The organism is Apibacter sp. B3935 (genome assembly GCF_009827705.1).
In the GTDB taxonomy this organism is placed as follows: Bacteria; Bacteroidota; Bacteroidia; order Flavobacteriales; family Weeksellaceae; genus Apibacter.
This window is the reverse complement of sequence record NZ_WINL01000005.1, coordinates 108,392-135,204: the sequence shown is the minus strand read 5'-3', so window position 1 is coordinate 135,204 and position 26,813 is coordinate 108,392. Positions and strand designations below refer to the sequence as shown.

25 protein-coding genes and 1 other RNA gene are annotated in these 26,813 nt (G+C 31.5%); 12 read left to right on the top strand and 14 right to left on the bottom strand.

Annotated elements, in window-relative coordinates:
• Positions 1–553 precede the first annotated feature (553 nt).
• From rpmH to ffs, 7 genes are all read right to left on the bottom strand, one after another.
• A complete protein-coding gene (gene rpmH, locus GFV00_RS09630; RefSeq protein ID WP_055425699.1) occupies positions 554–709 on the bottom strand; it encodes a 50S ribosomal protein L34 in 156 nt (51 codons plus the stop codon).
• A 381-nt stretch (positions 710–1,090) separates the two neighbouring features.
• A complete protein-coding gene (gap, locus tag GFV00_RS09625) occupies positions 1,091–2,101 on the bottom strand; it encodes a type I glyceraldehyde-3-phosphate dehydrogenase (RefSeq protein WP_160543085.1) in 1,011 nt (336 codons plus the stop codon).
• A 49-nt stretch (positions 2,102–2,150) separates the two neighbouring features.
• Positions 2,151–3,143 carry a 6-phosphofructokinase gene (pfkA, locus tag GFV00_RS09620; protein WP_160557897.1) on the bottom strand — a complete coding sequence of 331 codons (993 nt, stop codon included), beginning with the start codon at positions 3,141–3,143 and terminating at the stop codon, positions 2,151–2,153.
• 361 nt (positions 3,144–3,504) lie between these two features.
• On the bottom strand, positions 3,505–4,899 hold the full coding sequence (gene fumC, locus GFV00_RS09615; RefSeq protein WP_160557896.1) for a class II fumarate hydratase: 1,395 nt from the start codon (positions 4,897–4,899) through the stop codon (positions 3,505–3,507).
• Between the two features lie 98 nt (positions 4,900–4,997).
• Positions 4,998–6,851 carry a membrane protein insertase YidC gene (gene yidC, locus GFV00_RS09610; protein ID WP_160557895.1) on the bottom strand — a complete coding sequence of 618 codons (1,854 nt, stop codon included), beginning with the start codon at positions 6,849–6,851 and terminating at the stop codon, positions 4,998–5,000.
• The gene (locus GFV00_RS09605) at positions 6,829–8,481 is read right to left on the bottom strand and encodes a CTP synthase (protein ID WP_160557894.1); all 1,653 of its coding nucleotides are present in this window, start codon (positions 8,479–8,481) and stop codon (positions 6,829–6,831) included. The genes yidC and GFV00_RS09605 overlap by 23 nt, the downstream gene beginning before the upstream one ends.
• 64 nt (positions 8,482–8,545) lie before the next feature.
• Positions 8,546–8,643, bottom strand: an RNA gene (ffs, locus tag GFV00_RS09600) — signal recognition particle sRNA small type.
• Positions 8,644–9,157: 514 nt separating this feature from the next.
• On the opposite strand from ffs, the gene GFV00_RS09595 reads away from it, so the two are divergent.
• On the top strand, positions 9,158–10,390 hold the full coding sequence (locus tag GFV00_RS09595) for a nucleoside permease (protein ID WP_160557893.1): 1,233 nt from the start codon (positions 9,158–9,160) through the stop codon (positions 10,388–10,390).
• Between the two features lie 38 nt (positions 10,391–10,428).
• Here the strand turns inward: GFV00_RS09595 and GFV00_RS09590 are convergent, their stop codons facing one another.
• The 3 genes from GFV00_RS09590 to secD form a co-directional block, all read right to left on the bottom strand.
• A complete protein-coding gene (locus GFV00_RS09590) occupies positions 10,429–10,983 on the bottom strand; it encodes a phosphatase PAP2 family protein (RefSeq protein WP_160557892.1) in 555 nt (184 codons plus the stop codon).
• Complete coding sequence (locus tag GFV00_RS09585; protein ID WP_255571010.1) at positions 10,983–11,276, bottom strand: twin-arginine translocase TatA/TatE family subunit; 294 nt, start codon at positions 11,274–11,276, stop codon at positions 10,983–10,985. Before GFV00_RS09585 ends, GFV00_RS09590 begins: the two co-directional genes overlap by 1 nt.
• Positions 11,277–11,538: 262 nt before the next feature.
• Positions 11,539–14,406: a protein translocase subunit SecD gene (gene secD / locus GFV00_RS09580; RefSeq protein WP_160557891.1), complete on the bottom strand. Its 2,868-nt coding sequence runs from the start codon at positions 14,404–14,406 to the stop codon at positions 11,539–11,541.
• A gap of 226 nt (positions 14,407–14,632) precedes the next feature.
• Here secD and GFV00_RS09575 point away from each other — a divergent pair, with 226 nt between their 5' ends.
• Genes GFV00_RS09575 through GFV00_RS09565 form a run of 3 tightly spaced genes read left to right on the top strand, consistent with a single transcriptional unit; the run spans position 14,633 to position 17,170 of the window.
• On the top strand, positions 14,633–15,181 hold the full coding sequence (locus tag GFV00_RS09575) for an L-threonylcarbamoyladenylate synthase (RefSeq protein WP_160543093.1): 549 nt from the start codon (positions 14,633–14,635) through the stop codon (positions 15,179–15,181).
• A gap of 7 nt (positions 15,182–15,188) precedes the next feature.
• The gene (locus GFV00_RS09570; protein WP_160557890.1) at positions 15,189–16,607 is read left to right on the top strand and encodes a CCA tRNA nucleotidyltransferase; all 1,419 of its coding nucleotides are present in this window, start codon (positions 15,189–15,191) and stop codon (positions 16,605–16,607) included.
• A 5-nt stretch (positions 16,608–16,612) separates the two neighbouring features.
• Complete coding sequence (locus GFV00_RS09565; RefSeq protein WP_105296984.1) at positions 16,613–17,170, top strand: hypothetical protein; 558 nt, start codon at positions 16,613–16,615, stop codon at positions 17,168–17,170.
• A 103-nt stretch (positions 17,171–17,273) separates the two neighbouring features.
• On the opposite strand, the gene accC is transcribed toward GFV00_RS09565, so the two are convergent.
• The 4 genes from accC to GFV00_RS09545 all read right to left on the bottom strand — a co-directional run bounded on the left by accC (position 17,274) and on the right by GFV00_RS09545 (position 19,969).
• A complete protein-coding gene (accC, locus tag GFV00_RS09560; RefSeq protein WP_105296983.1) occupies positions 17,274–18,632 on the bottom strand; it encodes an acetyl-CoA carboxylase biotin carboxylase subunit in 1,359 nt (452 codons plus the stop codon).
• A gap of 26 nt (positions 18,633–18,658) precedes the next feature.
• Positions 18,659–19,132 carry an acetyl-CoA carboxylase biotin carboxyl carrier protein gene (accB, locus tag GFV00_RS09555; protein WP_160543074.1) on the bottom strand — a complete coding sequence of 158 codons (474 nt, stop codon included), beginning with the start codon at positions 19,130–19,132 and terminating at the stop codon, positions 18,659–18,661.
• A gap of 123 nt (positions 19,133–19,255) precedes the next feature.
• On the bottom strand, positions 19,256–19,456 hold the full coding sequence (rpmF, locus tag GFV00_RS09550) for a 50S ribosomal protein L32 (protein WP_055425712.1): 201 nt from the start codon (positions 19,454–19,456) through the stop codon (positions 19,256–19,258).
• Positions 19,457–19,489: 33 nt separating this feature from the next.
• Positions 19,490–19,969, bottom strand: coding sequence for a DUF177 domain-containing protein (locus tag GFV00_RS09545; protein WP_160557889.1), 480 nt, complete (start codon positions 19,967–19,969; stop codon positions 19,490–19,492).
• A gap of 194 nt (positions 19,970–20,163) precedes the next feature.
• Here GFV00_RS09545 and GFV00_RS09540 point away from each other — a divergent pair, with 194 nt between their 5' ends.
• From GFV00_RS09540 to GFV00_RS09505, 8 genes are all read left to right on the top strand, one after another.
• Positions 20,164–20,358 carry an AtpZ/AtpI family protein gene (locus tag GFV00_RS09540; RefSeq protein WP_105296980.1) on the top strand — a complete coding sequence of 65 codons (195 nt, stop codon included), beginning with the start codon at positions 20,164–20,166 and terminating at the stop codon, positions 20,356–20,358.
• A 115-nt stretch (positions 20,359–20,473) separates the two neighbouring features.
• The gene (gene atpB / locus GFV00_RS09535) at positions 20,474–21,580 is read left to right on the top strand and encodes a F0F1 ATP synthase subunit A (protein WP_160557888.1); all 1,107 of its coding nucleotides are present in this window, start codon (positions 20,474–20,476) and stop codon (positions 21,578–21,580) included.
• A 19-nt stretch (positions 21,581–21,599) separates the two neighbouring features.
• Positions 21,600–21,797: an ATP synthase F0 subunit C gene (gene atpE, locus GFV00_RS09530; protein ID WP_055425716.1), complete on the top strand. Its 198-nt coding sequence runs from the start codon at positions 21,600–21,602 to the stop codon at positions 21,795–21,797.
• 114 nt (positions 21,798–21,911) lie between these two features.
• Positions 21,912–22,406: a F0F1 ATP synthase subunit B gene (locus tag GFV00_RS09525; RefSeq protein ID WP_105296978.1), complete on the top strand. Its 495-nt coding sequence runs from the start codon at positions 21,912–21,914 to the stop codon at positions 22,404–22,406.
• A 1-nt stretch (position 22,407) separates the two neighbouring features.
• Positions 22,408–22,950 carry an ATP synthase F1 subunit delta gene (atpH, locus tag GFV00_RS09520; protein WP_160557887.1) on the top strand — a complete coding sequence of 181 codons (543 nt, stop codon included), beginning with the start codon at positions 22,408–22,410 and terminating at the stop codon, positions 22,948–22,950.
• A 35-nt stretch (positions 22,951–22,985) separates the two neighbouring features.
• Positions 22,986–24,563 (top strand): F0F1 ATP synthase subunit alpha, encoded by a 1,578-nt coding sequence (gene atpA, locus GFV00_RS09515; RefSeq protein ID WP_160557886.1) that lies wholly within the window; start codon positions 22,986–22,988, stop codon positions 24,561–24,563.
• A gap of 22 nt (positions 24,564–24,585) precedes the next feature.
• Positions 24,586–25,455 carry an ATP synthase F1 subunit gamma gene (atpG, locus tag GFV00_RS09510; protein ID WP_160557885.1) on the top strand — a complete coding sequence of 290 codons (870 nt, stop codon included), beginning with the start codon at positions 24,586–24,588 and terminating at the stop codon, positions 25,453–25,455.
• Between the two features lie 123 nt (positions 25,456–25,578).
• Positions 25,579–26,736, top strand: a complete 1,158-nt coding sequence (locus GFV00_RS09505; protein ID WP_160557884.1) for an iron-containing alcohol dehydrogenase — start codon at positions 25,579–25,581, stop codon at positions 26,734–26,736.
• Positions 26,737–26,813: the final 77 nt, after the last annotated feature.

Sequence of the window (26,813 nt, the reverse complement as noted above, 5' to 3'; positions counted from 1 at the left end):
TCTCTCTTCTTCTGTTTTTCTCTTTCGTTGTTCCTGACTTGCGGGTGCAAAGATAGCTACTTTTTCTTTCCCCGCAAGTTTTTTTGCAATCTTTTTTTAATCTTTTTTGCTAAATAATCATTAATGTCCTGAATACCACTTGTTTAAGCCTCAAAAAATTTTTTAATTTTTTTTCTATTTATTCCTGCTTCTCTCTAGATCATTCGTATTGGACCTTATGGGCTCGTTCTTATTCTTTTCTATTTTATAATCTTTATAGGTTGTATTCTCTACTATTTATATTGCTAGTTTTTGTATTCGTATTCTCTAATGTTTTTATTCAAGTACTTTTTTTATATATATAGGTTGATAGTACACTTTACTATTACTTTAACTGAATAGCTTTTTGTTTTGTAATTTATAATAATATATATCGAACAAGTTATTAAAGTCTTTTGCTAAATAAACTGATATATAAAATTAAATCTAAAAAGATATATAAACTATATATAACAAAAAAGACTGCTTATTTATCATAGCAGTCTTTTTAATTTTTCAGATATGTTCTAGCAGATTATCTTTTAGCTCTGTATTCGCTAACAGTTAATTGCTTTCTTCCTTTTGCTCTACGTCTTGCTAAGACTTTTCTTCCGTTAGCTGATGCCATTCTTTCACGAAAACCATGCTTGTTTCTTTTCTTTCTTTCTGAAGGTTGAAATGTACGTTTCATCGGTTGTTATCTTATATCTTTATATTCGTTAATCTTTTTCGAGGTTGCAAAGATAGCATTTATTTTTTATATTCCTACTTTTAATTGTTTTTTTGTGTAAAAAATTTTAGGTGTAACCGTAAGGTAGTTATAGGTTTATAGTCATAAACAAGGTTATTGTAGGTTATTTCTTCACTTTACATGACAAATGTTACTATATAGTAAACTTTTTCTTAGTTGTTATTTTTATATGTTCTGTCAAGAAAGAATAAATTTTGATTGTTCTTTTATATTAAGGTAACTTATATTTTGTTTTCGTGAAATCAATTTTATACTTATCAATAAAAAAAGCTATCATTAATGATAGCTTTTTCAATTCATTATAAAGTAGTAATATGAATATTACCCGTTAATTTTAGCAATTCTTTGAATCAATTCAACAACTTTGTTTGAATATCCCCACTCATTATCATACCAGCTTACTACTTTAACAAATTTAGGGCTTAATTGTATCCCTGCTTTTGCATCAAAGATTGATGTACGTGGGTCTGTAATAAAGTCAGAAGAAACAACTTCTTCATCGGTATATCCTAAAATTCCTTTTAATTCACCTTCTGATGCTTCTTTCATTGCTTTACAGATTTCATCATAAGTTGTTTCTTTAGCTAAATTTACTGTTAAGTCAACTACTGAAACGTCTAAAGTTGGTACACGGAATGCCATACCTGTTAATTTTCCGTTCAAAGAAGGAATTACTTTTCCAACTGCTTTAGCAGCTCCAGTTGAAGATGGAATTATATTTCCTGCTGCTGCTCTACCTCCTCTCCAATCTTTTGCTGATGGTCCGTCAACTGTTTTTTGAGTAGCAGTAGTAGCATGTACTGTAGTCATTAATCCTTCTAAAATACCAAATTTTTCATGTAATACTTTAACTACCGGAGATATACAGTTTGTTGTACAAGATGCGTTAGAAATAAATTGAGTACCTTTTACATAGGTATTATCGTTTACTCCGCATACAAACATAGGGGTATCATCTTTAGATGGAGCAGACATAACTACATATTTTGCTCCGGCGTCGATGTGACCTTGTGCTTTATCTTTTGTAAGGAATAAACCTGTTGATTCTACTATATATTCTGCTCCGATATCACCCCATTTAAGATCTGCAGGATTTTTTTCAGCAGTTACTCTAATTGCATTTCCATTTACTACTAATTTACCATCTTTAATTTCAATCGTTCCATCGAATTTACCATGAACAGTATCATATTTTAGCATATAAGCCATATATTCAACATCAATAAGGTCATTGATTCCTACAACTTCAATATTTTCATTATGTTGAGCCGCACGAAATACTAATCGTCCTATACGACCAAAACCATTGATACCAATTTTAATTTTTGACATAATACTTTACTTTTTTAAGTTTGTTTCTAAATTAATTTTTTTATTTTATCTATGTAGATAAGATATCTGCTACTTTTATTAGATCCTTATCTATTTCATTATGCTTTTTAATTGCTTCTTCTATAGGAGTAAAAACGATCTTGCTTGATTGCATTCCTGCCATTACATTAGATCTACCCGCCATTAATCCTTCAACTGCAGCAACACCTAACCTTGAAGCCAACACTCTGTCGGCAACTGTAGGAGATCCTCCTCTTTGAATATGACCTAAAACGGTAACTTTAACGTCAAATTCCGGATATTTCATTTTAGTAAATTTAGCCAAATCATATACTCCTCCTAATTTTTCTCCTTCAGCTACTACTACAATACTGGATGTTTTTCCTTTTTGTTTTGCATTGTCAAAAGAAGAAAATAAATCTTCAATACTATCTTTTTGTTCAGGTATAAGTATATCCAATGCTCCGGTAGCTATACCGCTGTTTAAAGCTATAAACCCGGCATCCCTTCCCATAACTTCTACAAAGAAAACTCTATTATGCGAAGTGGCTGTATCTCGGATTTTATCTATTGCATCAACGACGGTATTTAATGCAGTATCATAGCCTAAGGTAAAATCTGTACCGAATATATCGTTATCGATAGTTCCGGGAATTCCAATAAAGGGTACCCCTTGTTCTTTTTGGAAAACAGTTCCACCTGTGAAAGATCCATCTCCTCCGATGACTACTAATGCATCTATATTATGTTTTTTTACTGTTTCTGCTGCTTTATTTCTTCCTTCAATAGTTCTAAATTCATCGGAACGTGCAGATTTGAGCTCAGTTCCTCCTCTATTTATTAAATTTCTTACTGAACGAGGACCTAAATCAACAACCATATCATTAATCAGCCCATCATATCCCATTCGTATTCCACAGCATTCTATTCCATAATAATTAGCTGCTCTTACAACTGATCTTATGGCAGCATTCATCCCGGGAGAATCTCCTCCTGAGGTTAAGACACCTATTTTCTTAATTTTATTTGTGTTTTTAGACATGTTTTTTTATATAGATTTTTACATTCTAAGATCATACAAATATACTAATCATTTGTGGATTATGCATTAAGAAAAGGACATATATAATAAAATATATATCATGTGATTTTATATTGATTTAAAATTAATTTTTTCTTAATTTTGTAGCTATCACCTTTAATTTTAAGGTAACTTATTTATTTTATATCCACATTTTAAATTAGATATATTACGAAGTTATTAGTATAATAAATTGTATTGATAATTTCCAATTTTATATATCAAAAATAATACCATATTCCTTTATAATACAACTTTTATACAGCTTCGTAGTCGTAAAATAAAAAATCATTTATGCTGATTTTCATAAATTTTTTATTAATTATTTTAAACTTCCTACCATGTCTTCCGGTCTAACCCATTGATCAAATTGTTCGGCAGTTACTAAACCTAAATTAATTGCTTCTTCTTTTAATGTTGTTCCGTTTTTATGTGCTGTTTTAGCAATTTTGGCAGCATTTTCATACCCTATATGTGTATTTAAGGCTGTCACCAACATTAGGGAATTATTAACGAGTTCTTTTATTCTTGTGTAATTAGGCTCAATTCCGATGGCACAATGATCGTTGAATGATTTACAAGCATCTCCCAATAGTTGGGCTGATTGTAAAAAATTATAGGCCATAACCGGTTTAAAAACATTGAGTTCATAGTTTCCTTGTGTACCGGAAAAAGAGATAGTTGTATCATTACCCAATACTTGAGCACATACCATCGTCATTGCTTCATTTTGTGTAGGGTTTACTTTGCCCGGCATAATGGAAGATCCTGGTTCATTTTCCGGTATAAATAATTCTCCTATTCCGCTTCTAGGTCCGGATGCAAGTAATCGTATGTCTTGAGCTATTTTAAAAAGTGAAACGGCTAATTGTTTTAGTGCTCCGTGTGTTTCAACTATTGCATCATGAGCTGCTAATGCTTCAAATTTGTTAGGAGCAGTAACAAATGGCAATCCGGTAAATTTAGATATATATTCTGCAACTTTGACATCATAACCTTTAGGAGTGTTCAATCCTGTCCCTACAGCTGTTCCTCCTAAAGCTAATTCGGATAAATGCGTCAGGGTATTTTTTATAGCTTTAATGGCATGATCCAATTGAGCAACATAACCGGAAAACTCTTGTCCTAAAGTTAAGGGGGTGGCATCCATTAAATGGGTCCTTCCTATTTTTACTACATCTTTAAATTTCTCTGATTTATTAAATAATGTATCTCTTAATTTTTCAACTGCCGGTAAGGTATGTTTTATTACCTTTTTATAGGCTGCAATATGCATTGCTGTTGGGAAGGTATCGTTAGATGATTGGGATTTATTTACATCGTCATTAGGATGAATGGGACTCTTTTCACCTAGTTTACCTCCACCTAGTACCAATGCTCGATTAGATATTACTTCATTGACATTCATATTGGATTGAGTTCCTGAACCGGTTTGCCATATAACTAGCGGGAATTGGTCATTTAATTCTCCTTTACTGATTTCATCACATACTTTGGCTATTAAATCTCTTTTTTCTGAAGGTAATACTCCTAAATCAGTATTAGCATATGCGGCCGCTTTTTTTAGATAGGCAAATGCTTCAATTATCTCTTTGGGCATTGATGCCTCCGGTCCTATCTTAAAATTATTTCTTGATCTTTCAGTTTGGGCACCCCAATATTTGTCAGCGGGAACTTGTACTTCTCCCATAGTATCTTTCTCTATACGGTAATTCATGGTTATGTTTTTTATTTTATATGAATCTTTCAAAAATCATACAAAAATAAAAAATCAGCCAAAAAGGCTGATTTTATTACTTCTATTATAGGATTGATTTACTTTTTCTTATTTTTATTTTGATTCATTTTTTGTTCTTGAATCTGTTTTTGTTGCTCTTGAGCTTGTTCCAACATGGATTGCATTTTTTGCTGCCATTTACTTTTTTTCTTACCCGGCTTTGTTTTATTCTCTTGCATCTTAGCATGCAACTTTTCTTCATTGATCATAAAGTTTTTAATCAATAAGATTAAAAGTATATTTATAGCATTGGATACTAAATAATACCAAGAGAGACCTGATGCATATGAATTTAACCAAAATATAAACATAATCGGCATCAAATACATCATAAACCTCATATCCGGCATTCCTTCTTGTGTAGGTGCCTGCATGGTAGAGGTTGACATTTTAGTGTAAATTAATAATACTAAACAGTATAATATCGTAAACAGACTTATGTGATTTCCGTAAATACTTGATAAAATTGGAATATGTGTTGTCCATTCATAAATAGAATCATAAGCGGTCAGATCATCTGCCCAAAGGAAGGACTGTCCTCTTAAAGCTATATTATTCGGGAAAAATCTAAATAATGAATAGAAAATAGGTATTTGTATTAATGCCGGTAAGCATCCTGCTAGTGGATTAACCCCTACTTTTCTATATAATTCCATCGTAGCTTGTTGCTTTTTAATCGGATCTGAATTTTTGTGCTTTTCGTTTAATTCGTCAATTTCCGGTTTTAAAATTCGCATTTTTGCTCCTTGAATGTATTGTTTATACATAATAGGAGAGGTAACTAATTTTACCACGATGGTCATTAAGAAAATTATCCACCCTGCTGCAATACCGAATTTTGATAAAAATTCATAAATCCATAAATAAAATATGCAAAGCCATTTCATCCATCCAAATGGAATGTTGTATGAAAACTGTTTACTGTTTCCATTATCTGCTTTGTAAGATTTCAATAGATCATAATCTAAGGGTAGAAAATTCCAAGTATATTTTTGATTAATTTCTCCTTGTTGGATAGGAACTATACTTGTAAACGTAAAATTCTTAAGATAATCAGGGTTATCTCTTTCTGCTTCTTGTGTACCTTTGGATTTGTAAAATCCGTTCTGTGCTTCTAAAATAGTTGCAAAGAATTGTTGTTTAACACTAATCCAATCTATTTTGTCTTTATCTTCTGTAAATCCGTTTGTATCGTAATCAGTTTGAGAATAATCGTTTAAACTGTATCTAAACTCTGTATAAGTGGTTTCTTGTGATTTTCCTTTTTCAAGAGCGATCGCATTTTGATTCCAATATAATTCGGCATCTTGCTGGGAGGTAATTTTTGATAATCCTTTCGATACAACCTGAAAATCTATAGAATATTTTCCTTTCAGTGCATAACGAAATTGAATAAAACTCGTATTATCTAAATTCGCAGTTAAAACGGTTACATTTCCTTCCGTTGATGGTGTAAAAACTAAATCTCTTGTATTAATTATTTTACCTGCCTTATCTTTAAATGAAATATTGAAATCGGTATTTTCATTATTTACAAGATATAAAGGTTTTTTGTGAAGGGTTGTATCCTTATCATAAGCCGTCCATTTTTTTAAACGTACTTCACGAAGTTGAGCTCCTTGTGTGCTGACTTTAACTTCTATTTCATCATTTGAAAAAGGTAATAATTCTACCTTAGCCTGAGCAAGTGAGTCTAACTTTACGGGTGCTGACTTATCATTGGTATTCTGAGAGATATTTTCAGATTTGATTTGTTGCTGTTCGGATTTTTGGGCTTCATCTATTGCCTGTTTTTGTTGATTATTGGAATAAACCAAAAATCCAATTAAAATAATCCCTATAAGAATAAAACCAATCAGCTGGTTTTTATCAAATTTGCTTTCCTGTTGCATTCTTTACTTTGTTTATCTGATAATTTTGAGATGCTTTAACTAATGCTAAAAATAATGGGTGGGGAGAAGCTACCGTACTTTTATATTCCGGATGGTATTGTACACCTATAAAGAATGGATGATCTTTTACTTGTATAACTTCCACCAACCCTGTATCAGGATTAGTTCCAATGGCTTCTAAACCCTTGTTTTCAAACTCACTTATATATTCATTGTTAAGCTCGTATCTATGTCTGTGTCGTTCTTCTATATTTTGTGCATTGTAGATTTTTTCTGCTATAGAGCCTTTTTTAAGTTTACATGCCCACGCTCCCAGTCTCATAGTGCCTCCTTTATTGGTGACATTTTTTTGTTCTTCCATTAAACAGATAACCGGAGCTGAGGTATGTAAGTTAAATTCAACACTATCTGCATCTTTATATCCAAGTACATTTCTAGCAAATTCTATGACCGCGATTTGCATACCTAGACAGATTCCTAATACAGGTATTTTATTAACTCTTGCGTATTGACAGGCTATAATTTTTCCTTCAATTGCTCGATCTCCGAATCCGGGAGCTATTATAACTCCATCCACACCTTTTAAATAATCGGAAATATTTTCATAAGTAAGATCTCCGCTGTATATCCAACGAATATTTACTTTAGTTTCTAAAGTAGCGCCTGCATGTATTAAAGCTTCTACAATCGATTTATAGGAATCTTGAAGAGATACATATTTTCCTACTAAGGCTATTTCAACATTACTCTTTGGATTTTTATATTTATCCAGGAAATCATTCCATTGTTTTAAATCCGGTTTTTTATCTGTGGATAAACCTAGTTCTTTTAACACTAATGCATCAAAATTCTGATTTTGCAGATATAAAGGAACTTCATAGATGGTAGGAAGGTCTTTACTTTCAATTACATTATCAATATTAAGGTTACAGAATAATGCTAATTTAGAGCGTACTTCTTTAGATATTGAGCATTCTGTCCTACATACCAGAAAATTGGTTTGTACTCCATATTCCATAAGTTGACGTACGGAATGTTGAGAAGGTTTAGTTTTTAACTCTCCACTGGCTGCTAAATATGGAATTAAAGTTAGGTGTACTACAATCGAATTTTGATATCCTAATTCCCAACGTAATTGGCGTACGCTTTCAACATAAGGCAAGGATTCAATGTCTCCTACCGTTCCTCCTATTTCGGTGATAATGATGTCAAAATCTCCTTTTTTGCCTAATATTTTAATTCTTCTTTTTATCTCATTTGTAATATGAGGGATTACCTGTACAGTTTTTCCTAAAAAGTCTCCTCTTCTTTCTTTATCAATAACTGTTTGGTAGATTTTTCCGGTAGTAACATTGTTGTCTTTGCTGGTAGGACTATTTAAGAATCTTTCGTAGTGCCCTAAATCTAAATCAGTTTCAGCTCCATCTTCAGTAACATAGCATTCTCCATGCTCATAGGGATTTAGAGTTCCCGGATCAATATTAATATATGGATCGAGTTTTTGAATGGTTACTTTGTAACCTCTGGCTTTTAAAAGCATTCCTAAAGATGCAGCGACAATTCCCTTTCCAAGTGAAGAAGTAACACCACCTGTAACAAATATATACTTTGGAGAAGATTGGTCAGACATAATTTTAAAGTTTTGAAAAAATTTAGTTTATATAGTTTAGAATAGTTCAGTCAGTACCAATAAAAAAAGGCAAGCTACCTGCATCACACCGCTACAACCGTTTACCTTTGCTGCGTTCCCACCCTGGAGGATTCACAGGAGCTGGTTGTGCAGGACTTGCCGGTGCAAAAGTATAACTTTTTATAAATAATACAAAATTATAAGGCTTTTTTGAATAATATTTTTTTCAGCACTTTTTGAATCATTATATTAAAAATAAATACTGATTTCAAGTAAAAATAATCCTATTTTACAACATTAGGTGCTATATATTATTTTATCTTTTTGAAATTTGATGAAGATTATTTATTAATTGATAATTATTAATATAAAAATTTCAAGAAAAGGATTTATAAAGTTTACTATTATAATTTGCATCAATTGAATAATTAATTTAAGTCAATTTTCACTAAATTTAATACATATTATTTTAATTTTCTTTTGCATCAAATTATCCTTTTATATAAAAGATAACACTAATGATATATTAATTTAAAAGTTTTTAATTAAAGCTATTTAAAAGAAGTATAATTATACTTTTTGTTCATCAATTATGAATCAAAATATCATACTCTTATTTATCTTAATCAAAAAAAATAATTACTATCTTAGCTACATATCAAAATACTAAAAAAAGATGAGCATAAAGTTACGACTAATTATTCTTGTTTTTCTTCAATATTATATTTGGGGTTCTTGGTTAATATCTTTGGGAGGATATGCCGGATTACCTATAACTGAGGGTGGGTTAGGATTTACCGGAATCCAAATCGGAAGTTTATTTGCAACTATGGGATTTACTTCTCTTTTTATGCCCGGCTTATTGGGTATAGTTGCCGACCGGTGGATAAATGCTGAAAAATTATTAGGTATAAGTCATATTCTAGCTGCCATATTTATTTTCATGGCTTCCCAAGTTAAAGAATACCATATATTTTATCTTTTGCTATTCCTGCATACTTGCTTTTATATGCCAACCATATCATTGACTAATTCTGTTTCTTATAATGCTCTCGAAAAAAATGGTTTAAATTCAGTTACCGATTTTCCTCCTATACGAGTTTGGGGAACCATTGGTTTTATTGCAGCTATGTGGACGGTTGATTTCTTAGGTTTTGCCAGAAGTTCTGTTCAACTTTTCATTAGTGCGGGAGCCGGAATTATTATGGCCTTATATTCCTTTACGATGCCGGCTACACCACCAAGTAAAAATGTTAATAACAAAGGATTAGTACATGCATTAGGCCTGGATGCTTTTGTCTTATTGAAAAATAGGAAAATGGCTATATTTTTCTTTTTTTGCATGCTGTTAGGTTGTTCACTCCAAATAACCAATGCTTTCGGAGGTCCTTTTTTAGATAGTTTTAAATCCACATATCCCGATTCTTTTGGCGTTAAACACCCTAATTTATTACTATCTATATCACAAATTTCTGAAACTTTATGTATTTTATTAATACCTTTCTTTTTACAAAAATTTGGAATCAAAAAAGTGATTATGATAAGTATGTTTGCATGGTTTCTACGTTTCGGACTGTTTGGATTAGGAAATCCGGCTAATAAAATTTATCTTTTAATTTTATCCATGATTGTATATGGAATGGCTTTCGATTTTTTCAATATTTCAGGATCTTTGTTTGTAGATAAAGAAACTGATAAGAGTATGCGTTCTAGCGCTCAAGGACTATTTATGATTATGACGAACGGACTTGGTGCTATTTTAGGAAGCTACGGTAGTGGATGGGTGGTTGAGCATTTTACAGTCAATGGCATTACCAACTGGCCATATGTTTGGTTTACTTTTGCAGCTTATTCTCTAACAATTTTTATCATTTTCCCATTTGTATTTAACCCTAAAAAATCTTCCTAGGGATTAGGTATTTTCAAAATGGTCTATTAAAAATATTTTTATTTAAGAATAAATATTTGCGTTTTAGTAAATAACCATCCTATTAAAACGCCGATAAATGCTCCTGAAAGAACATCCAGAGGAAAATGTACTCCTACATATATTCTGCTATAAGATACCAAAATAGCCCAAGAGAATAATAAAATAGATGAATATTTATATTCTTTTTTAAAAAGAAAAGTTAAATAGGTAGCTAAACTAAAAGAATTGGCAGCATGTGCGGAAAAATAGCAATAGGATCCCCTACATTTTTCAATCACTAGCCTAAAAACCCCTTCTAATTCCGGATTTCTACAAGGTCTTGGTCGCTGAATCCAATTTTTAACTAATGAGGATAAAGAATCGGTTAAAGAAATCATTAAAGCAATACTTAAACCGACTAAAAGAACTTTTTTCCATCCATATTTTTCTAAAATAACTAAAAATATAAAAAAATAAGTAGGGATCCAATAGTATTCATTAGTTATAAATAACCAAAAAGCATCAAATTTTGGGCTTCCTAAATTATTTAAATATAAAAATAATTCTTCATCCCATTTTATAATTTTATCCATTAACTTCTTTTTACAGGACCGTCGAACGTATCATCCATAAAATCATTTAAATGATCAGTAGCCTCACTTACCTTTTGATCCATATTTTTTTTGGCCTCATTTATTTCATCTTCTATTTCTTTAACTGATCCGTTGTCATCAACTTGAGACATGATTTCTCTTTTAATATTATCGGTGGCATCTTTCATAGCTCGTACCCCCTGACCTAACCCTCTTGCTATTTCAGGAATCTTATCAGGGCCAAACAATAAGACCACTACTAAAAGTATAACTATAATTTCTCCAAAACTCACAATATCTACATTTATTTTTTACAAATTTACAACTTTCTCATATGTATTTTCCGATTTTAAATGAATTTAACGTATTCATTCTGATTAAATTTTAATAAGTACTTATAATAATAATTTTAAATAATAAATGAGAATTTTTATGTGTGGAATAACATTTTAAGCCTAACAATCCTGTAAAATTCAAAATTCACTTACCCTATACATATTGTTTATAAAAAAAGGTCTTGAAATTCAAGACCTTTTTTTATTACAACATAAAATATTATTTTATAGTGGATACTTTCGTATTTGAATGTTCTTTATCATAATTATATTTAGTTAAATCATAAGATAAAGAAGATGCTATGTATATAGATGAATACATACCAAATGTAAATCCTAAAAATAGTGCAAACATAAATCCTTGTAAAGTTTCACCTCCGAAGAAGAATATAATAACTGTTACCATAATTGTAGAAACACCCGTATTTATAGTTCTTCCTAAAGTATGGTTAATTGCATCGTTATATAATTCCTCTAAAGTCATTAAGTGGTGCGCATTATTTTTCTTATTTTCTCTAATCCTATCAAATACAATTACGGTATCATTAATTGAATAACCGATAATGGTTAAAATAGCAGCAATAAAGGATTGATCTATTTCCACGGAAAAAGGTATGATTTTTAGCCAACTCAACACGGAAAATGCACCCATTACAACTATCGAGTCATGTAATAAGGCTGCAACCGCACCGGTCGACATTTGCCAATTTCTAAATCGTACCAAAATGTAAATGAAAATACCTGCTAATGCAATAGATACAGCAATAACTCCATTTCTAACGATCCCACTGGCTACTGTAGGACCCACTTCTGAACTTGATTGAATTCCATAAGGGGTACCTTTTACAAAACTTTCTTTAGAATAATTAGCCGGAAGATAATTTTTTAATCCTGTATATAATTTTTCACGAATTACTACATCAATATTCGAATCATTACTATCCATTCCATATTTAGTAGTTATTCTTACTTGATTACCTTCTCCATATTTTTTAGCATTAATATTCGAAGATTCTCCGTCAGTAGTAAATAATTTTTCTAATGATTCGGTTACTTCTTCCGGATAAATATTTTTTTCCAGTTTAATTACATAAGTTCTTCCTCCCGTGTAATCTACCCCTTTATCAAAACCTTTGGTGAACATGGAAACCAAGGCAATAACCATTATAACCAATGAGAAAATATAAGCATATTTTCTTTTTTCCATCCATTTAAAATGAACGTTGGTAAACCAGTTTTTAGTTATGCTTGTAGCTAAAGAAAAGTTTTTACCTTTTTCCATAGATCCATAAATAAGCATACTGGTTATAAATATTGCAGTAAATAGGGTACAGAAAATACCTATAACTAAGGTAACCGCAAAACCTTTGATCGGTCCGGTGCTAAATAAAAGCACAATACCCACAATTAATGTAGTTAAGTTACCATCAATAATTGCTGCCAAAGCATGTTTTTGTCCTTCAATAAATGCTTGTTTTAGAGGTCTTCCTCGTCTCAACTCTTCTTTAACTCTTTCAAAAATAATAATATTAGCATCAACAGCCATTGCCATAGAAAGTACTATACCTGCTATTCCGGGAAGAGTTAAAACAGCACCCGTGGAAGCCATAATACCTATTAAATAAAATAAATTTAATATAAGAGCTATATTCGCGTATAAACCTGCTTTTCCATAGTAAAAAATCATCCATCCTAAAATAAACAAGTAGGAAACAACTATAGATATTAATCCATTGTTTATAGATTGTTGACCCAAAGTTGGACCTACAATTTCTGATTGGATAATTTTTGCTTTTGCCGGTAGATTACCGGATTTTAAAACATCAACCAAATCGTTAGCTTCTCTTTCTGTAAAATTACCGCTAATAACTGATTGACCGTTTGGAATAACTGAATTGACATTAGGAGCAGTATAAACTACATCATCAAGAACAACTGCAATGGGTTTACCAATATTTTTTTCAGTCATATTTTTCCAAACCAAGGCACTTTCCGGTCCCATTTGCATACTTATTTGTATTCTGTTGAATTGGTCGAAAGTTAAACCTGCTTCAGTAACTGCTCCGACTAAAGGAGCTTTGTTATTTTTAGTTCCACGAATGGCATATAATTCTAACTCGTTGTTAGATTGGGAATCCGGTTTAGAAGCCCATAATAATTTTATATATCGTAAACCAATCGGTAATAATTTTTTAGCTTTATCTGAATATATAACTTTATTAATTGCTGCTGTATCAGATAATTTAGCAACTGCTAATGCATTGGATCGATTAGACGGTTTCAATAAGGGAGTTAATTTGTTATTAGCAACCTTTAGATTAACATCCATTAGATAGGACCATGCGGTAGGTTGATCATACACTTCCCAAAACTCTAATCTCGCAGAAGTCTGAAGTAACTTTTTTACACGATCAGCATCAGTAACTCCCGGTAATTCCACTAATATTCTACCGGTACCGGGTACTCGTGCAATATTGGGTTCATCAATATTTAGTTTTTTGATACGGGCCCTTATAACATCTATTGCTTTAGTAACTTTGGATTCAATAACTCCGGAGATATATTTTTCAACTTGCTCGTCGGTTGTGTTATGTTGAATTTGATTGGATAAATCTCTAGTACCAAAAACATCAGGACTGGATAATTTTAAATCCGGCTGATTTAATTCCGATTTAGCTGATTGAAATGCTTTAAAAAAATTAGCTGTATAGGTATCCCTGGATTTCACTTCCTCCGAAGTAGCTATATCTAAAGCTTTTCTAAATACCGGATTTTCTGAATTATCTGCCAAATCCAACAATAGATCTTTTTCGGAAATTTCTAATAATAGATTTAATCCGCCTTTAAGATCCAATCCTAACTTCATTTCATTCTTCTTGGCATCATAATAATTCATCTTAACTATTCCGAGATTCAAAGTATCTTTAGCTAATTTATCAAGCTCAGCTTTTTTACTCGCCTCCGTTCCGTTAGATAAACTGTTTGCTTTAGATTCTATACGGTTAACATATAATGTTGGGAATAATTCCGCCAAACATATTAACCCAAGAACAATTGCAAAAAATTTAACAAGTCCTTTTCCTTTCATTGGTAAGTTTTAATTATAAATAATGTATTTTTATTTGGTTTGCAAATATAACAGTCTATTTGATGACTGGCAATTATTTATATATTTTTTTGCTCATTAAAATAAATACATTCAATAATATGCATAAAATTTTAAAATAAACTTATAAATAAAAAGTGTAAAAATTATTTTTATAAAACCTTGCCGTTTTATATTTGTATTTTAAACAATTATGGAAAAGGAAGAAATTGAAAAAGCAGTTGAAATTTTAAAAAAAGGAGGAACTATTCTGTATCCCACTGATACCATCTGGGGGATTGGATGTGATGCAACCAATGAGGAAGCCATTGAAAAAGTTTTCAAATTAAAAAATAGGGATAAATCTAAAAATTTAATTATTTTGGTAGAATCTGAAAGAAGGCTTCAAGAATATGTTAATGTTTCTTCATTGGCTTGGGATTTGATTGATTTAGCAAACAAGCCATTAACCATAATATATGATAAACCGCAAAACTTGCCTGCTCTATTGATTTCTGACGAAAATACTATAGGAATTCGTTTAACGCAGGATCCCTTTTGTAAAAAATTAATTTCAAAACTTAATAAACCCTTGGTGTCGACCTCAGCAAACATCAGTGGTGAACCATCTCCGGAAAATTTTTCATCAATTTCTTGCAAAATTTTGGAAGGTGTAGATTATATAATAAATTTGCGCCACGAAGAAAATATGCAATTTGCATCTTCTTCCATAATACAACTATCTGAGGATGGACGAATTAAAGTAATTAGAGAATAAATACTAAATGAATTTAAGCCACGCAATACAAAATCCTATTTTTAAACTGATAACTCATGTTGTTTCGGACAAAAAACAACAAACTTTTGTTATCGGAGGCTTTGTTCGTGATCTCCTTTTGGAAAGACCGAAAGTTAAAGATATTGATATTGTAACTGAAGGTAGCGGTATTGAATTAGCTTTATCCGTTGCAGATAAACTACATTCCAAACCAAAAGTATCCGTTTTTAAACGTTTTGGTACCGCTATGATCCATGTTAAGGATTATGATGTTGAATTTGTGGGTGCGAGAAAAGAAAGTTATTCTTTTGATAGCCGGAAACCTTTTGTTGAAACGGGTACTATACAAGATGACCAGAATAGAAGGGATTTTACTATTAACACATTAGCGATAAGCTTAAATGAAGAAAATTTTGGAGAATTGGTCGATCCATTTAATGGATTAGAAGATTTAAAAAGAAAAATCATTCGTACGCCTTTAGATCCTGAAATTACCTATTCAGACGATCCCTTACGAATGATTAGAGCCATACGATTTGCAACTCAGCTAAATTTTATCATTGAATCGTCTTCTTTTCTTGCGATTAAAGAAAATGCTGAACGATTTGATATTTTATCAAAGGAAAGAATTATGGATGAGTTTAATAAAATTATGATGTCTCCTCAACCTAGTATTGGTCTGAAATTGTTATATGAAGCAAATCTTTTACAACGATTTTTACCGGAACTAACCGATTTGCAGGGTATTGAAGAAGTTGAGGGACAAAAACATAAAGATAACTTTTTTCATACTCTTGAAGTAGTTGACAATATTAGTAAAACTACAAACAATTTATGGTTAAGATGGGCTGCTTTATTACATGATATCGGTAAAGCTCGAACTAAAAAATTTGATAAAAAAATAGGTTGGACATTTCATTCTCATGAATTTGTGGGTAGTAAGATGGTTCTTTCCCTATTTAAAAGATTAAAATTACCTCTGGGCGATCCCTTAAAATATGTTCAAAAACTAGTTCAGAATAGCTCGCGTCCCATATCACTTATTACAGATGATGCATCGGACAGTGCTTTGAGAAGATTATTATTTGATATGGGTGATGATTTGGAAGATTTATTTTTACTTTGCAAAGCTGACATCACAACAAAGAATATAAAGAAACAAACACGTTTCAAGCAAAATTTTGATTACGTTGAAGAAAAAATAAAGGAAGTAGAAGAAAAAGATAAAATAAGAAATTTTCAACCGCCTATTACCGGACATGATATTATGGAAGCTTTCGAAATTATAGAAGGAAAACAAATTGGAACAATTAAGGAAGCAATTAAAGAAGGTATATTAGAAGGCACTATTACAAACGACTATAAAAACTCATACAACTATATGTTACAATTAGGAAAAAAATTAAATTTAAAACGTAAAAACTAGACTATATGATTTATAAGATTAGAGTAATTCTTGAAACAGAAGGGGACGTTTTTCGAGACATTGAGATTAAGGATTTGCAAACATTGTGGAATTTATATGAAGGCATTAAAAGTGCTTTTAGTCTACAAGGTGACGAGTTAGCTTCATTTTATAAGTCTGATGATAATTGGACTCAAGGCACAGAGATTCCTTTAGAAGATATGGATGAAGATGGCGAGGGTGAGACCATGTCAGACGTATATATTAAAGAAGTTTTTACAAAAGTCGGAGATAAAATGTTATTTGTTTATGACTTTATGAAAATGTGGTCTTTTTACGTAGAATTGTTAGAAATTATTGATAGAAAAGCGATAGGTGTTTATCCGTTAACGGTGTATCGTTTTGGTAAAATGCCTTTAAAAGCACCTGATAAAAAGTTTACTTCACCATCAAATATTGACGATTTCAGTGATGTGGGTGATGTTGACATGAACATTAAATTTGACGACGATGACGATTCCTATGACGACGATGATGATGATTCGTACAATGATGACGAACTTCTAGACGAGGATGAATTATAGAAACTAAAAAAGGAAATTAAATTTTATTTAATTTCCTTTTTTTCTTTTAAATTTATAAATTTTCACATATAAATTCCATATATAAATTTACTAATAATATAGCTTATAGATCGTATTCATATTTTCTATCCAAAACAAAATCTTCCATAAATTTGGTCGTATAATCTCCTTTCAAGAAATTTGGATCATCCATAAGCTGTCTGTGTAAAGGAATAGTAGTTTTAACCCCCTCAATATAGAATTCATCTAATGCTCTCTTCATTTTAATAATAGCTTCACTTCGTGTAGGAGCTGTTACTATTAATTTAGCAATCATAGAATCATAAAAAGGTGGAATTGTATATCCTGAATAAACATGTGTATCAACTCTTACTCCATTACCTCCGGGAATATTCAAGGTAACTATTTTTCCGGGTGATGGACGAAAATCACTGTAAACATCTTCTGCATTAATTCTACATTCTATGGAGTGTCTTTGCGGATAAAAATTATTTTTAGGAACTTTAGCACCTGCTGCTAACTCTATTTGAAGTTTTAATAAGTCTAAGTCGGTAATTTGTTCAGTGATCGGATGTTCAACTTGAATTCTCGTATTCATTTCCATAAAATAGAAATTTCCATATTTATCAACTAAGAATTCAATTGTACCTACTCCTTCATATCCTATATATTCTGCTGCTTTTACAGCTGCTTCACCCATTTTTTTACGTAATTCTTCTGAAACAAATGGAGATGGCGTCTCTTCTGCTAATTTTTGATGACGTCTTTGAACTGAACAATCTCTTTCAGAAAGATGGATAGCCTTACCATATTTATCTCCGGCTATTTGAATTTCAATATGTCTAGGTTCTTCAATAAGCTTTTCCATATACATCCCCCCATTCCCAAAAGCAGCTTCGGCTTCTTGAACTGCAGATTCCCAAGAACTTTTAAGGTTTTCCTCTTTCCAGATAGCTCTCATTCCTTTTCCACCACCTCCGGCTGTTGCTTTAAGCATAACAGGATATCCTATTTCTTTAGCAATTTTAACAGCATCTTCATACGATTTTATTAAACCGTCTGAACCCGGTACAGTGGGAACTCCCGCCTCTTTCATGGTTGCTTTTGCAGAAGCCTTATCTCCCATTCTTTCTATATTTTCAGGAGTACCACCGATGAATTTAATTCCCATCTTTTGGCAAGATCTGGAAAAATTAGCATTTTCAGAAAGGAAACCATATCCCGGATGAATAGCGTCTGCATTAGTAACTTCTGCAGCTGCTAAAATATTCAATTGTTTTAGGTAGGAGTCTTTACTTGATGAAGGTCCAATACATACTGCTTCATCGGCAAATCGTAAATGTAAGCTCTTAGCATCTGCCGTAGAGTAAACAGCAACCGTTTTTATACCCATTTCTTTTGCTGTTCTAAGAATTCGCATAGCGATTTCTCCTCTATTAGCAATCAAAATTTTTTTAAACATACACTTTAACTTTTAATTTTGATTATTTAAGATGGATCTACTAAGAATAAAGGTTGGTCAAATTCAACGGGTGAAGCATCATCAACTAAAAATTTAACAATTTTTCCTGAAACTTCTGATTCTATTTCATTGAATAATTTCATTGCTTCTATCACACAAACTATACTACCTGCACTAACAGTGTCTCCTATATTAACAAATGCTTCTTTATCAGGGGAAGGTTTTCTGTAGAATGTACCAATCATTGGAGATTTTATAGTTACATACTTAGATGTATCTTCATCGTTCTGGGTAGCTACTGATTGGTTTGTTACAGTTGGCAAAGAAGCTACCGGATGATTTGTCACAGCTTGTATTGGTTGGGAAACTTCCGGTGTATATACTACTGAACCACTTTTGGTTTTAATGGAAATCTCAAATTCTTCTGTCTTATATGTTACTTCTGCAACATCTGATTTAGATACAAATTTAATTAAATTTTGAATGTCTTTAATGTCCATGAGCTAGAGCTTTTATTTAAATTTTCCCAAATGTAAAGGAAATAAATTAATTTTATACAGAAAAAAACCATTTAACTAATAAATTAAATGGTATTATATTTTTAGATTCTAACTAACTTAGATTTACTCTTCAACTTCTTCAACAGCCTTTTCCATAACTACTTTTCCTCTGTAGTATAATTTTCCTTCATGCCAGTATGCACGATGGAACAGGTGCAATTCTCCGGTTGTTGAACATTTAGCTAATTGAGGAACTGACGCTTTATAGTGAGTTCTTCTTTTATCTCTTCTTGTAGATGACTGACGTCTTTTAGGATGTGCCATAATTCTTCCTTAAATATTTTTTTATTTTATATTTTATTCGCCTTCTTCATCAGACAGGCCATACTTTTCAAGTAAATGGGTATGTTCGTCCTCATATCCTTCGGAATATTTAGGATGAACATGTTTCATAGGTATGGATAAAAGCACACTTTCATAAATTAATTGAGACACATTTATACTATGAGAACCTAAAGGTAAAATTAAAACTTCTTCATTACTATCATCATAAGATTCTCCAAATTTAACTAATGTTTTGATTTCATTTTTAACAGCTTGCTCATATTCTTCTCCGGATATATCACATTCTAAAACTACAACACCTTCTGTTTTTACTTTTAATTCTAAAAAAGAAGAATGTTTTATAATTTCAATTTCAACCTCAATTTTAGGACTTTTAAACTCCTGTATGAAATCAAACAATTCAAAAAATGGCTGCTCAATACTCATCTTAAAGCTATGGCTTCCAAGCTTTAATGATGAAAATAAAATATCATAATTGCGTAACCTTTCCATAAATATGGTTTGCAAAGTTAAGTATTAGTTATTAAAACTACAAATTTTTAATTTTTTTTTAATTGGATGTAAGATATTTAGTAAAACTGCCATATAATGTATATAAAAATAAATTTATCTAATTTATTTATTATTAGTATATATTTATAATTATTCTTTTGAAAATTTATAAATTTGTTAGAGAATAATTATCAATGAAAGATTATGCATTTTATTCAGGGTTAGGTTTTCAACTCATGGTAACCATATTAATTTTCACGGGAATTGGTTATTATCTAGATGAAAAATATCTTTCTATGAAACCTTTATTTATTATAATTTTCAGCTTATTAGGAATAGGAATCGGACTCATCAATATAATACGCCAAGTATCAAGAAAACAAAAATAATATAAATCATATTTTCTTGGGTAGCAAACATTAAAATATGATAAAAATCATACACATGGAATGTGTTTTAAAAATATTTATATTTGCATATACCATATACATGAATCAGAAAAATATGATAAAATTTGCATTTAGCTTTTTAGTCTTAATTTTTACCTTTAATTTCACTTTTGCTGAGGGTACTACTAAAAGTAATGATTCAGAAACATTTAATCCTACTGAAACTGCCATGCACCATGTTAAGGATTCTCATCAATTTGAAATATGGGGCGATGATGTCACACTCTATTTACCTGTAATCCTTTGGACTGATAATGGATTAGTACTGTTTTCTTCTAAAGAATTTAAAGGAAATGATGATGGTGAAGTAGTAGTAGAGAAAAATGGAATGAGATTTATTAAATTTCATGAAAAAATATATTATGCTAATACCAAAAAAAATGCATCGGGGGAATATATAACAGAATCATCCCAAATTGTTCATTTGGACGATCAACATCATCCTATCAATAAAGCTCCTTGGGATTTTTCAATTACTAAAAATATATTTTCTATGTGGCTTTCCCTTGGAATTTTATTAATTGTATTTATTTCAGCAGCCAGATATTATAAATCAAAATCTTATACCGGAGTTCCTAAAGGAGTAGCTGCCGTTGTTGAACCTTTGATTGTATTTGTAAGAGATGAAATAGCTATACCAAATATCGGAGAAAAAAAATATAAAAAATATATGCCTTATTTGTTAACTGTATTTTTCTTTATATGGTTGAACAATGTTATGGGGTTAATTCCATTTTTTCCATTTGGAGCTAATCTGACTGGAAATATAGCTGTTACTTTTACATTGGCTGTTATCACTTTTATAATTACTAATATTAGTGGAAATAAAAATTACTGGAAACATATATTTTGGACTCCCGGCGTACCTGTCCCGATGAAATTATTCTTAGCACCCATTGAAGTTATCGGTATTTTTACCAAACCCTTTTCATTAATGGTTCGATTATTTGCTAATATAACCGCCGGACACATTATTATTATCAGTTTAGTTTCATTAATTTTTATATTTAAATCTTATTTTGTAGCTCCTGTATCTATAATTGCAGTAGTCTTTATAAGTGTAATTGAAATTTTAGTAACTGCCTTACAAGCATATATATTTACAACTCTTTCTGCACTATATTTCGGTATGGCAACAGAAGATAATCACGAAGAACATTAATTTTTAATATATAGTAAACATGGGAATGTCAGTAATTGGAGCAGGTTTAGCTGCTATTGGAGCAGGAATTGGAATCGGTCTTATCGGTGGAAAAGCGATGGAGGCTATTGCAAGACAACCTGAAGCTCAAGGAAAAATTCAGGCTTCTGCATTAATCTTAGCTGCATTAGTTGAAGCAGTTGCTTTATTTGCAATTGTGGTATCTTTGATTAAATAAGAAGAAAAATAACAGAAAACTCGAAATGATAACGGTTGGTTATTCGAGTTTTCTTTTAATTAAAAAAGCATTTATTTAAACTCTTATTATAAAAAGTTAAAAAAGATATAAAATATGGATTTATTAACTCCTTCAATTGGTTTAATATTTTGGATGACTATTTCCTTTATAGTTTTATTAATAATCTTAGGAAAATATGCCTGGAAACCTATTTTAAAAGCTTTAGAAAATAGAGAAAACTCAATACAGAAATCTTTAGATGAAGCTAAAAATGCACGGGAGGCGATGGCTAAATTAACCTCTCAAAATGAGCAAATTTTAAAAGAAGCTCGTATGGAGCGCGAAGCCATTCTTAAAGAAGCCCGTGAAATTAAAGATAAAATTATCAACGATGCCAAAGATGCTGCTACTGCAGAAAGCAATAAAATTATTCAATCAGCTAAAGAAACCATTAATGCGGAAAGAATATCTGCGATCAATCAAATAAAAAGTGAAGTGGCAGATTTATCCGTTGATATCGCAAAAAAAGTTCTTCAAAAAGAACTATCTTCTCCTGAAGAACAAAAAAAGCTTATTGATTCATTAGTAAACCAAGCAAAATTAAACTAAAATGTCAGTAGTTAGACTTGCTAAGCGCTATGCAACGGGTTTATGGGAGTATGCCCTGTCTTTACATGAAAGTGAAACTATCGTTAAAGAAATGAAATCTTTAATTGATATAATCAATCAAAATAAAGATTTTCAATTCTTTTTAAAATCCCCTATAATTGAAACCCATAAAAAAATTAATATTGTAAACGAAATTTTCAAATCCTTCTCTCCTACTTCTCGTAATTTTATTACTTTAGTAGTAAGGCATAAGAGAGAAAATGATTTATTGGAAATAGCACAACAAGTCTTGGAATTATACGATGTATATAATGGCATACAACGCGTAGAAATTATTTCTGCTATACCATTAGATCAAGAAACCGTAAGCAAAATTTTAAATTCATTCCCAAAAATTAACCAAGAAAAAGCAATTATTGAAAATAAAATTGATGCATCTCTTATTGGAGGATATATTTTACGTATGGGTGATCAACAAATCGATGCAAGCGTAAAATCCGAACTAACTAATATTCAAAAAAAATTAAGTAATAAAATATTTTAATTTTTTAGCTATAACTTATAAATAAAAAGACCACAATGGCAGATATAAAACCAGCAGAAGTTTCTGCAATTTTAAAACAGCAATTATCAAATTTCGATCAAAATATTTCCTTAGAAGAAGTGGGGACTGTTTTACAGGTTGGAGATGGTATTGCCCGTATATATGGACTAAGTAATGCAGAACAAGGAGAGCTTGTAAAGTTTTCCAATGGATTGGAAGGAATGGTTCAAAATTTAGAAGAAGATAATGTAGGTGTAATTCTTTTGGGTAAATCCAATGGCATTAAAGAAGGAGATATCGTTAAAAGAACTAAAACGATTGCATCTATCGATGTGGGTGAAGGAATGATAGGAAGAGTTGTCGATACTTTAGGTGCTCCAATAGACGGTAAAGGTCCGATTTCCGGAGAATTATACAGAATGCCTTTGGAAAGAAAAGCACCCGGTGTATTATTTCGCCAACCCGTAAATGAACCTTTGCAAACCGGTATTATAGCAATAGACTCTATGATTCCTATCGGTAGAGGCCAAAGGGAATTAATTATTGGTGACCGTCAGACCGGAAAATCTACAGTAGCCATTGACACTATTCTAAATCAAAGAGAATTTTATGATCAAGGCAAACCCGTATATTGTATTTACGTAGCTATTGCCCAAAAAGCATCTACAGTTGCGCAAATTGTTAAAACATTAGAAGATAAAGGAGCAATGGCTTATACGGTTGTGGTTGCCGCTAACGCTTCTGACCCTGCTCCTATGCAGGTTTATGCTCCATTTGCCGGAGCTTCCATCGGAGAATTTTTACGCGATACCGGTAGATCTGCATTAATTATTTACGACGATCTATCTAAACAAGCAGTTGCTTATCGTGAGGTTTCCTTATTATTAAGAAGACCTCCGGGACGTGAAGCGTATCCGGGTGACGTATTTTATTTGCATTCCCGTTTGTTAGAAAGAGCCGCTAAAATTATTGATAATGATGAGGTTGCTTCAACTATGAACGATTTACCGGAATCTTTAAAAAGTAAAGTTAAAGGGGGCGGATCATTAACAGCTCTGCCAATCATTGAAACTCAAGCAGGAGACGTTTCTGCGTATATTCCTACTAATGTAATATCTATTACAGACGGACAAATATTTTTAGAATCGGATTTATTTAATTCAGGAGTAAGACCTGCGATCAACGTTGGTATTTCTGTATCACGTGTAGGTGGAGCTGCTCAGATTAAACCTATGAAAAAGGTATCCGGTACACTTAAGATTGACCAAGCGCAATTCCGCGAATTGGAAGCATTTGCAAAATTTGGTTCCGATTTAGATCCGGCTACTGCCGCTGTTATTGCAAAAGGAGAGAGAAACGTTGAAATATTAAAACAGTCCGTTAACTCACCCATGCCTGTTGAAGAACAAATTGTTATTATATATGCAGGAACTCAAAATTTATTACGTGAAGTTCCTGTCAATAAAGTTCAGGATTTTAAAAGAAATTTAACGGAAACATTACGAACTCAACATGCCGATTTATTAAAAAGTTTAAAAGAAGGTAAAATAGATGATTCCATTACTTCTTCTTTAGATACGATAATAGCCGGAGTTGTAAAAAATTATTCATAAATAAAAAAGAATATTCTAGAAAATGGCAACATTAAAAGAAATACGAAACCGAATTGCCTCTGTAAATTCGACTATGCAAATTACAAGTGCAATGATGATGGTTTCTTCATCTAAACTGAAAAGAGCGCAAGATGCTATTGTAAGATTACGCCCCTATTCAGAAAAAATGCAAGAATTATTATCAAATGTTAGTCCTTTTCTTGACTCTGATTCCGGTGGTGCAGAATATGCTAAAAAGAGAGAACTTAAAAAGGTTTTATTAGTTGTCATTACCTCCAATAAAGGACTTGCCGGGGCCTTTAACTCTACTATTGTTAAAGCTGTTAAAAATCTATTGGAAAATGACTATAAAAATACTCAAGTTGACCTTTTAACAATAGGAAAAAATGGATATGAAAATTTAAAAAAATCTGTATCCATATATAAAAATTGCAGTTCGCTATGGGATGCGCCAACTTATGAAAATTCTTCTAAAATATCTGAAGAACTTATGCAGTTGTTTTTAAATGGTGAATATGATCAAATTGAATTGGTATATAATCGATTTAAAAATGCGGTAGTTCAGCTTTTACAAGTCGAGCAATTTCTACCAATTGAACTTTCTAAAAATATCAATGATTCTTCCTTAGTTAGCGATTATATTTATGAACCCTCTAAGGAAAGTATTTTAACACATCTTATTCCTACATCATTAAAAACTCAGCTGTTTAAAGCGATATTGGATTCAAATGCTGCAGAACATGGAGCAAGAATGTCTGCTATGCAGGCTGCCACAGATAATGCTAAAGCATTAAAAAATCAACTATCCATATCGTATAATAAAGCTCGTCAAGCATCCATAACCAATGAATTAATTGAAATTGTTAGTGGAGCTCAAGCCTTAGAAAATTAAGATTTTAAAATTATAATCTATATAAAAAGGTTACTATAAACGTAACCTTTTTTATTTTTATCCGGTTTTGGTTCAAATTTTGAGGGATAAAAAGCATAATTAAACCTATTAAAAAATCAAATAATGAATAATTTTGCCTTTGTAAATCCTGTAAAAATTTTATTCGGAAAAGGTATGATTTCCGAAATTACTAAAGATATACCTTTACAAACTAACATATTAGTCATCTATGGGGGAGGGAGCATCAAAAAAAATGGAGTATATGAACAAGTAACGAATGCATTAAAAGGGTACCAATGGTTTGAATTTTCAGGCATTGAACCGAATCCTCACTATGAAACTTGTATGCGTGCCGTTGAATTTATTAAACAGAAAAATATTGAATATGTATTAGCTGTGGGAGGCGGTTCGGTTATTGATGCAACCAAATTTATTGTTGCAGCAGCTTGTTTCGATGAGGGAGATCCTTGGCGAATACTTGCAGATCCTAATGTGGTTATAAAAAAAGCACTTCCTTTTGGTACTATTTTGACTATTTCTGCCACCGGATCTGAAATGAATACCTATTCTGTCATTACAAAAAATGAAACCCAGGAAAAATTATCTTTCAGCTCACCAATAGTCTATCCAAAATTTTCTGTATTAGATCCAAGTGTAACCTATAGTTTACCTCCGGTTCAAACTAGTAATGGGGTTATCGATGCCTTTGTGCATGTTATTGAACAATATCTAACATATCCTGTAAACGGTTTATTACAAGATTTCATGTCTGAATCCATTCTAAAGACTTTAATCATTGAAGGACCTAAAGCTTTAAAAGATCCTAAAAATTATGATGTTCGAGCTAATCTGATGTGGGCTTCAACTTGGGCTTTAAATGGTTGGATTGCTTGCGGTGTACCACAGGATTGGTCTACTCATATGATAGGACATGAATTAACCGCTTTCTACGAAATAGATCATGCGCAAACACTGGCAATTGTACTTCCCGGAGTAATGGAAGTATTAAAAGAAGAGAAAAAAGATAAAATTCTTCGATTGGGAAGAGAGGTTTTTTCTTTACAAGCCGATTCTGTCGACGAATTGATCAAAGATACTATTAGTGCGGTTGAATCCTTTTTCCATAGCATGAATTGTAAAACCAGACTTTCTGATTATAATTTAGGAGAGGAAGCTATAAACCGAATTTCTGAACGAATAGAAAAAAGAGGTTGGCAATTGGGTGAACATCAAAATATTAAATCCCAAGAGGTTAAGAAAATATTAGAATTAAGAAAATAGAAAATTAATTTAGAACTCCGTCTTATAAATCAGGATAGGAAACTATCCTGATTTTTTATTGCTTAAAAATTATATTT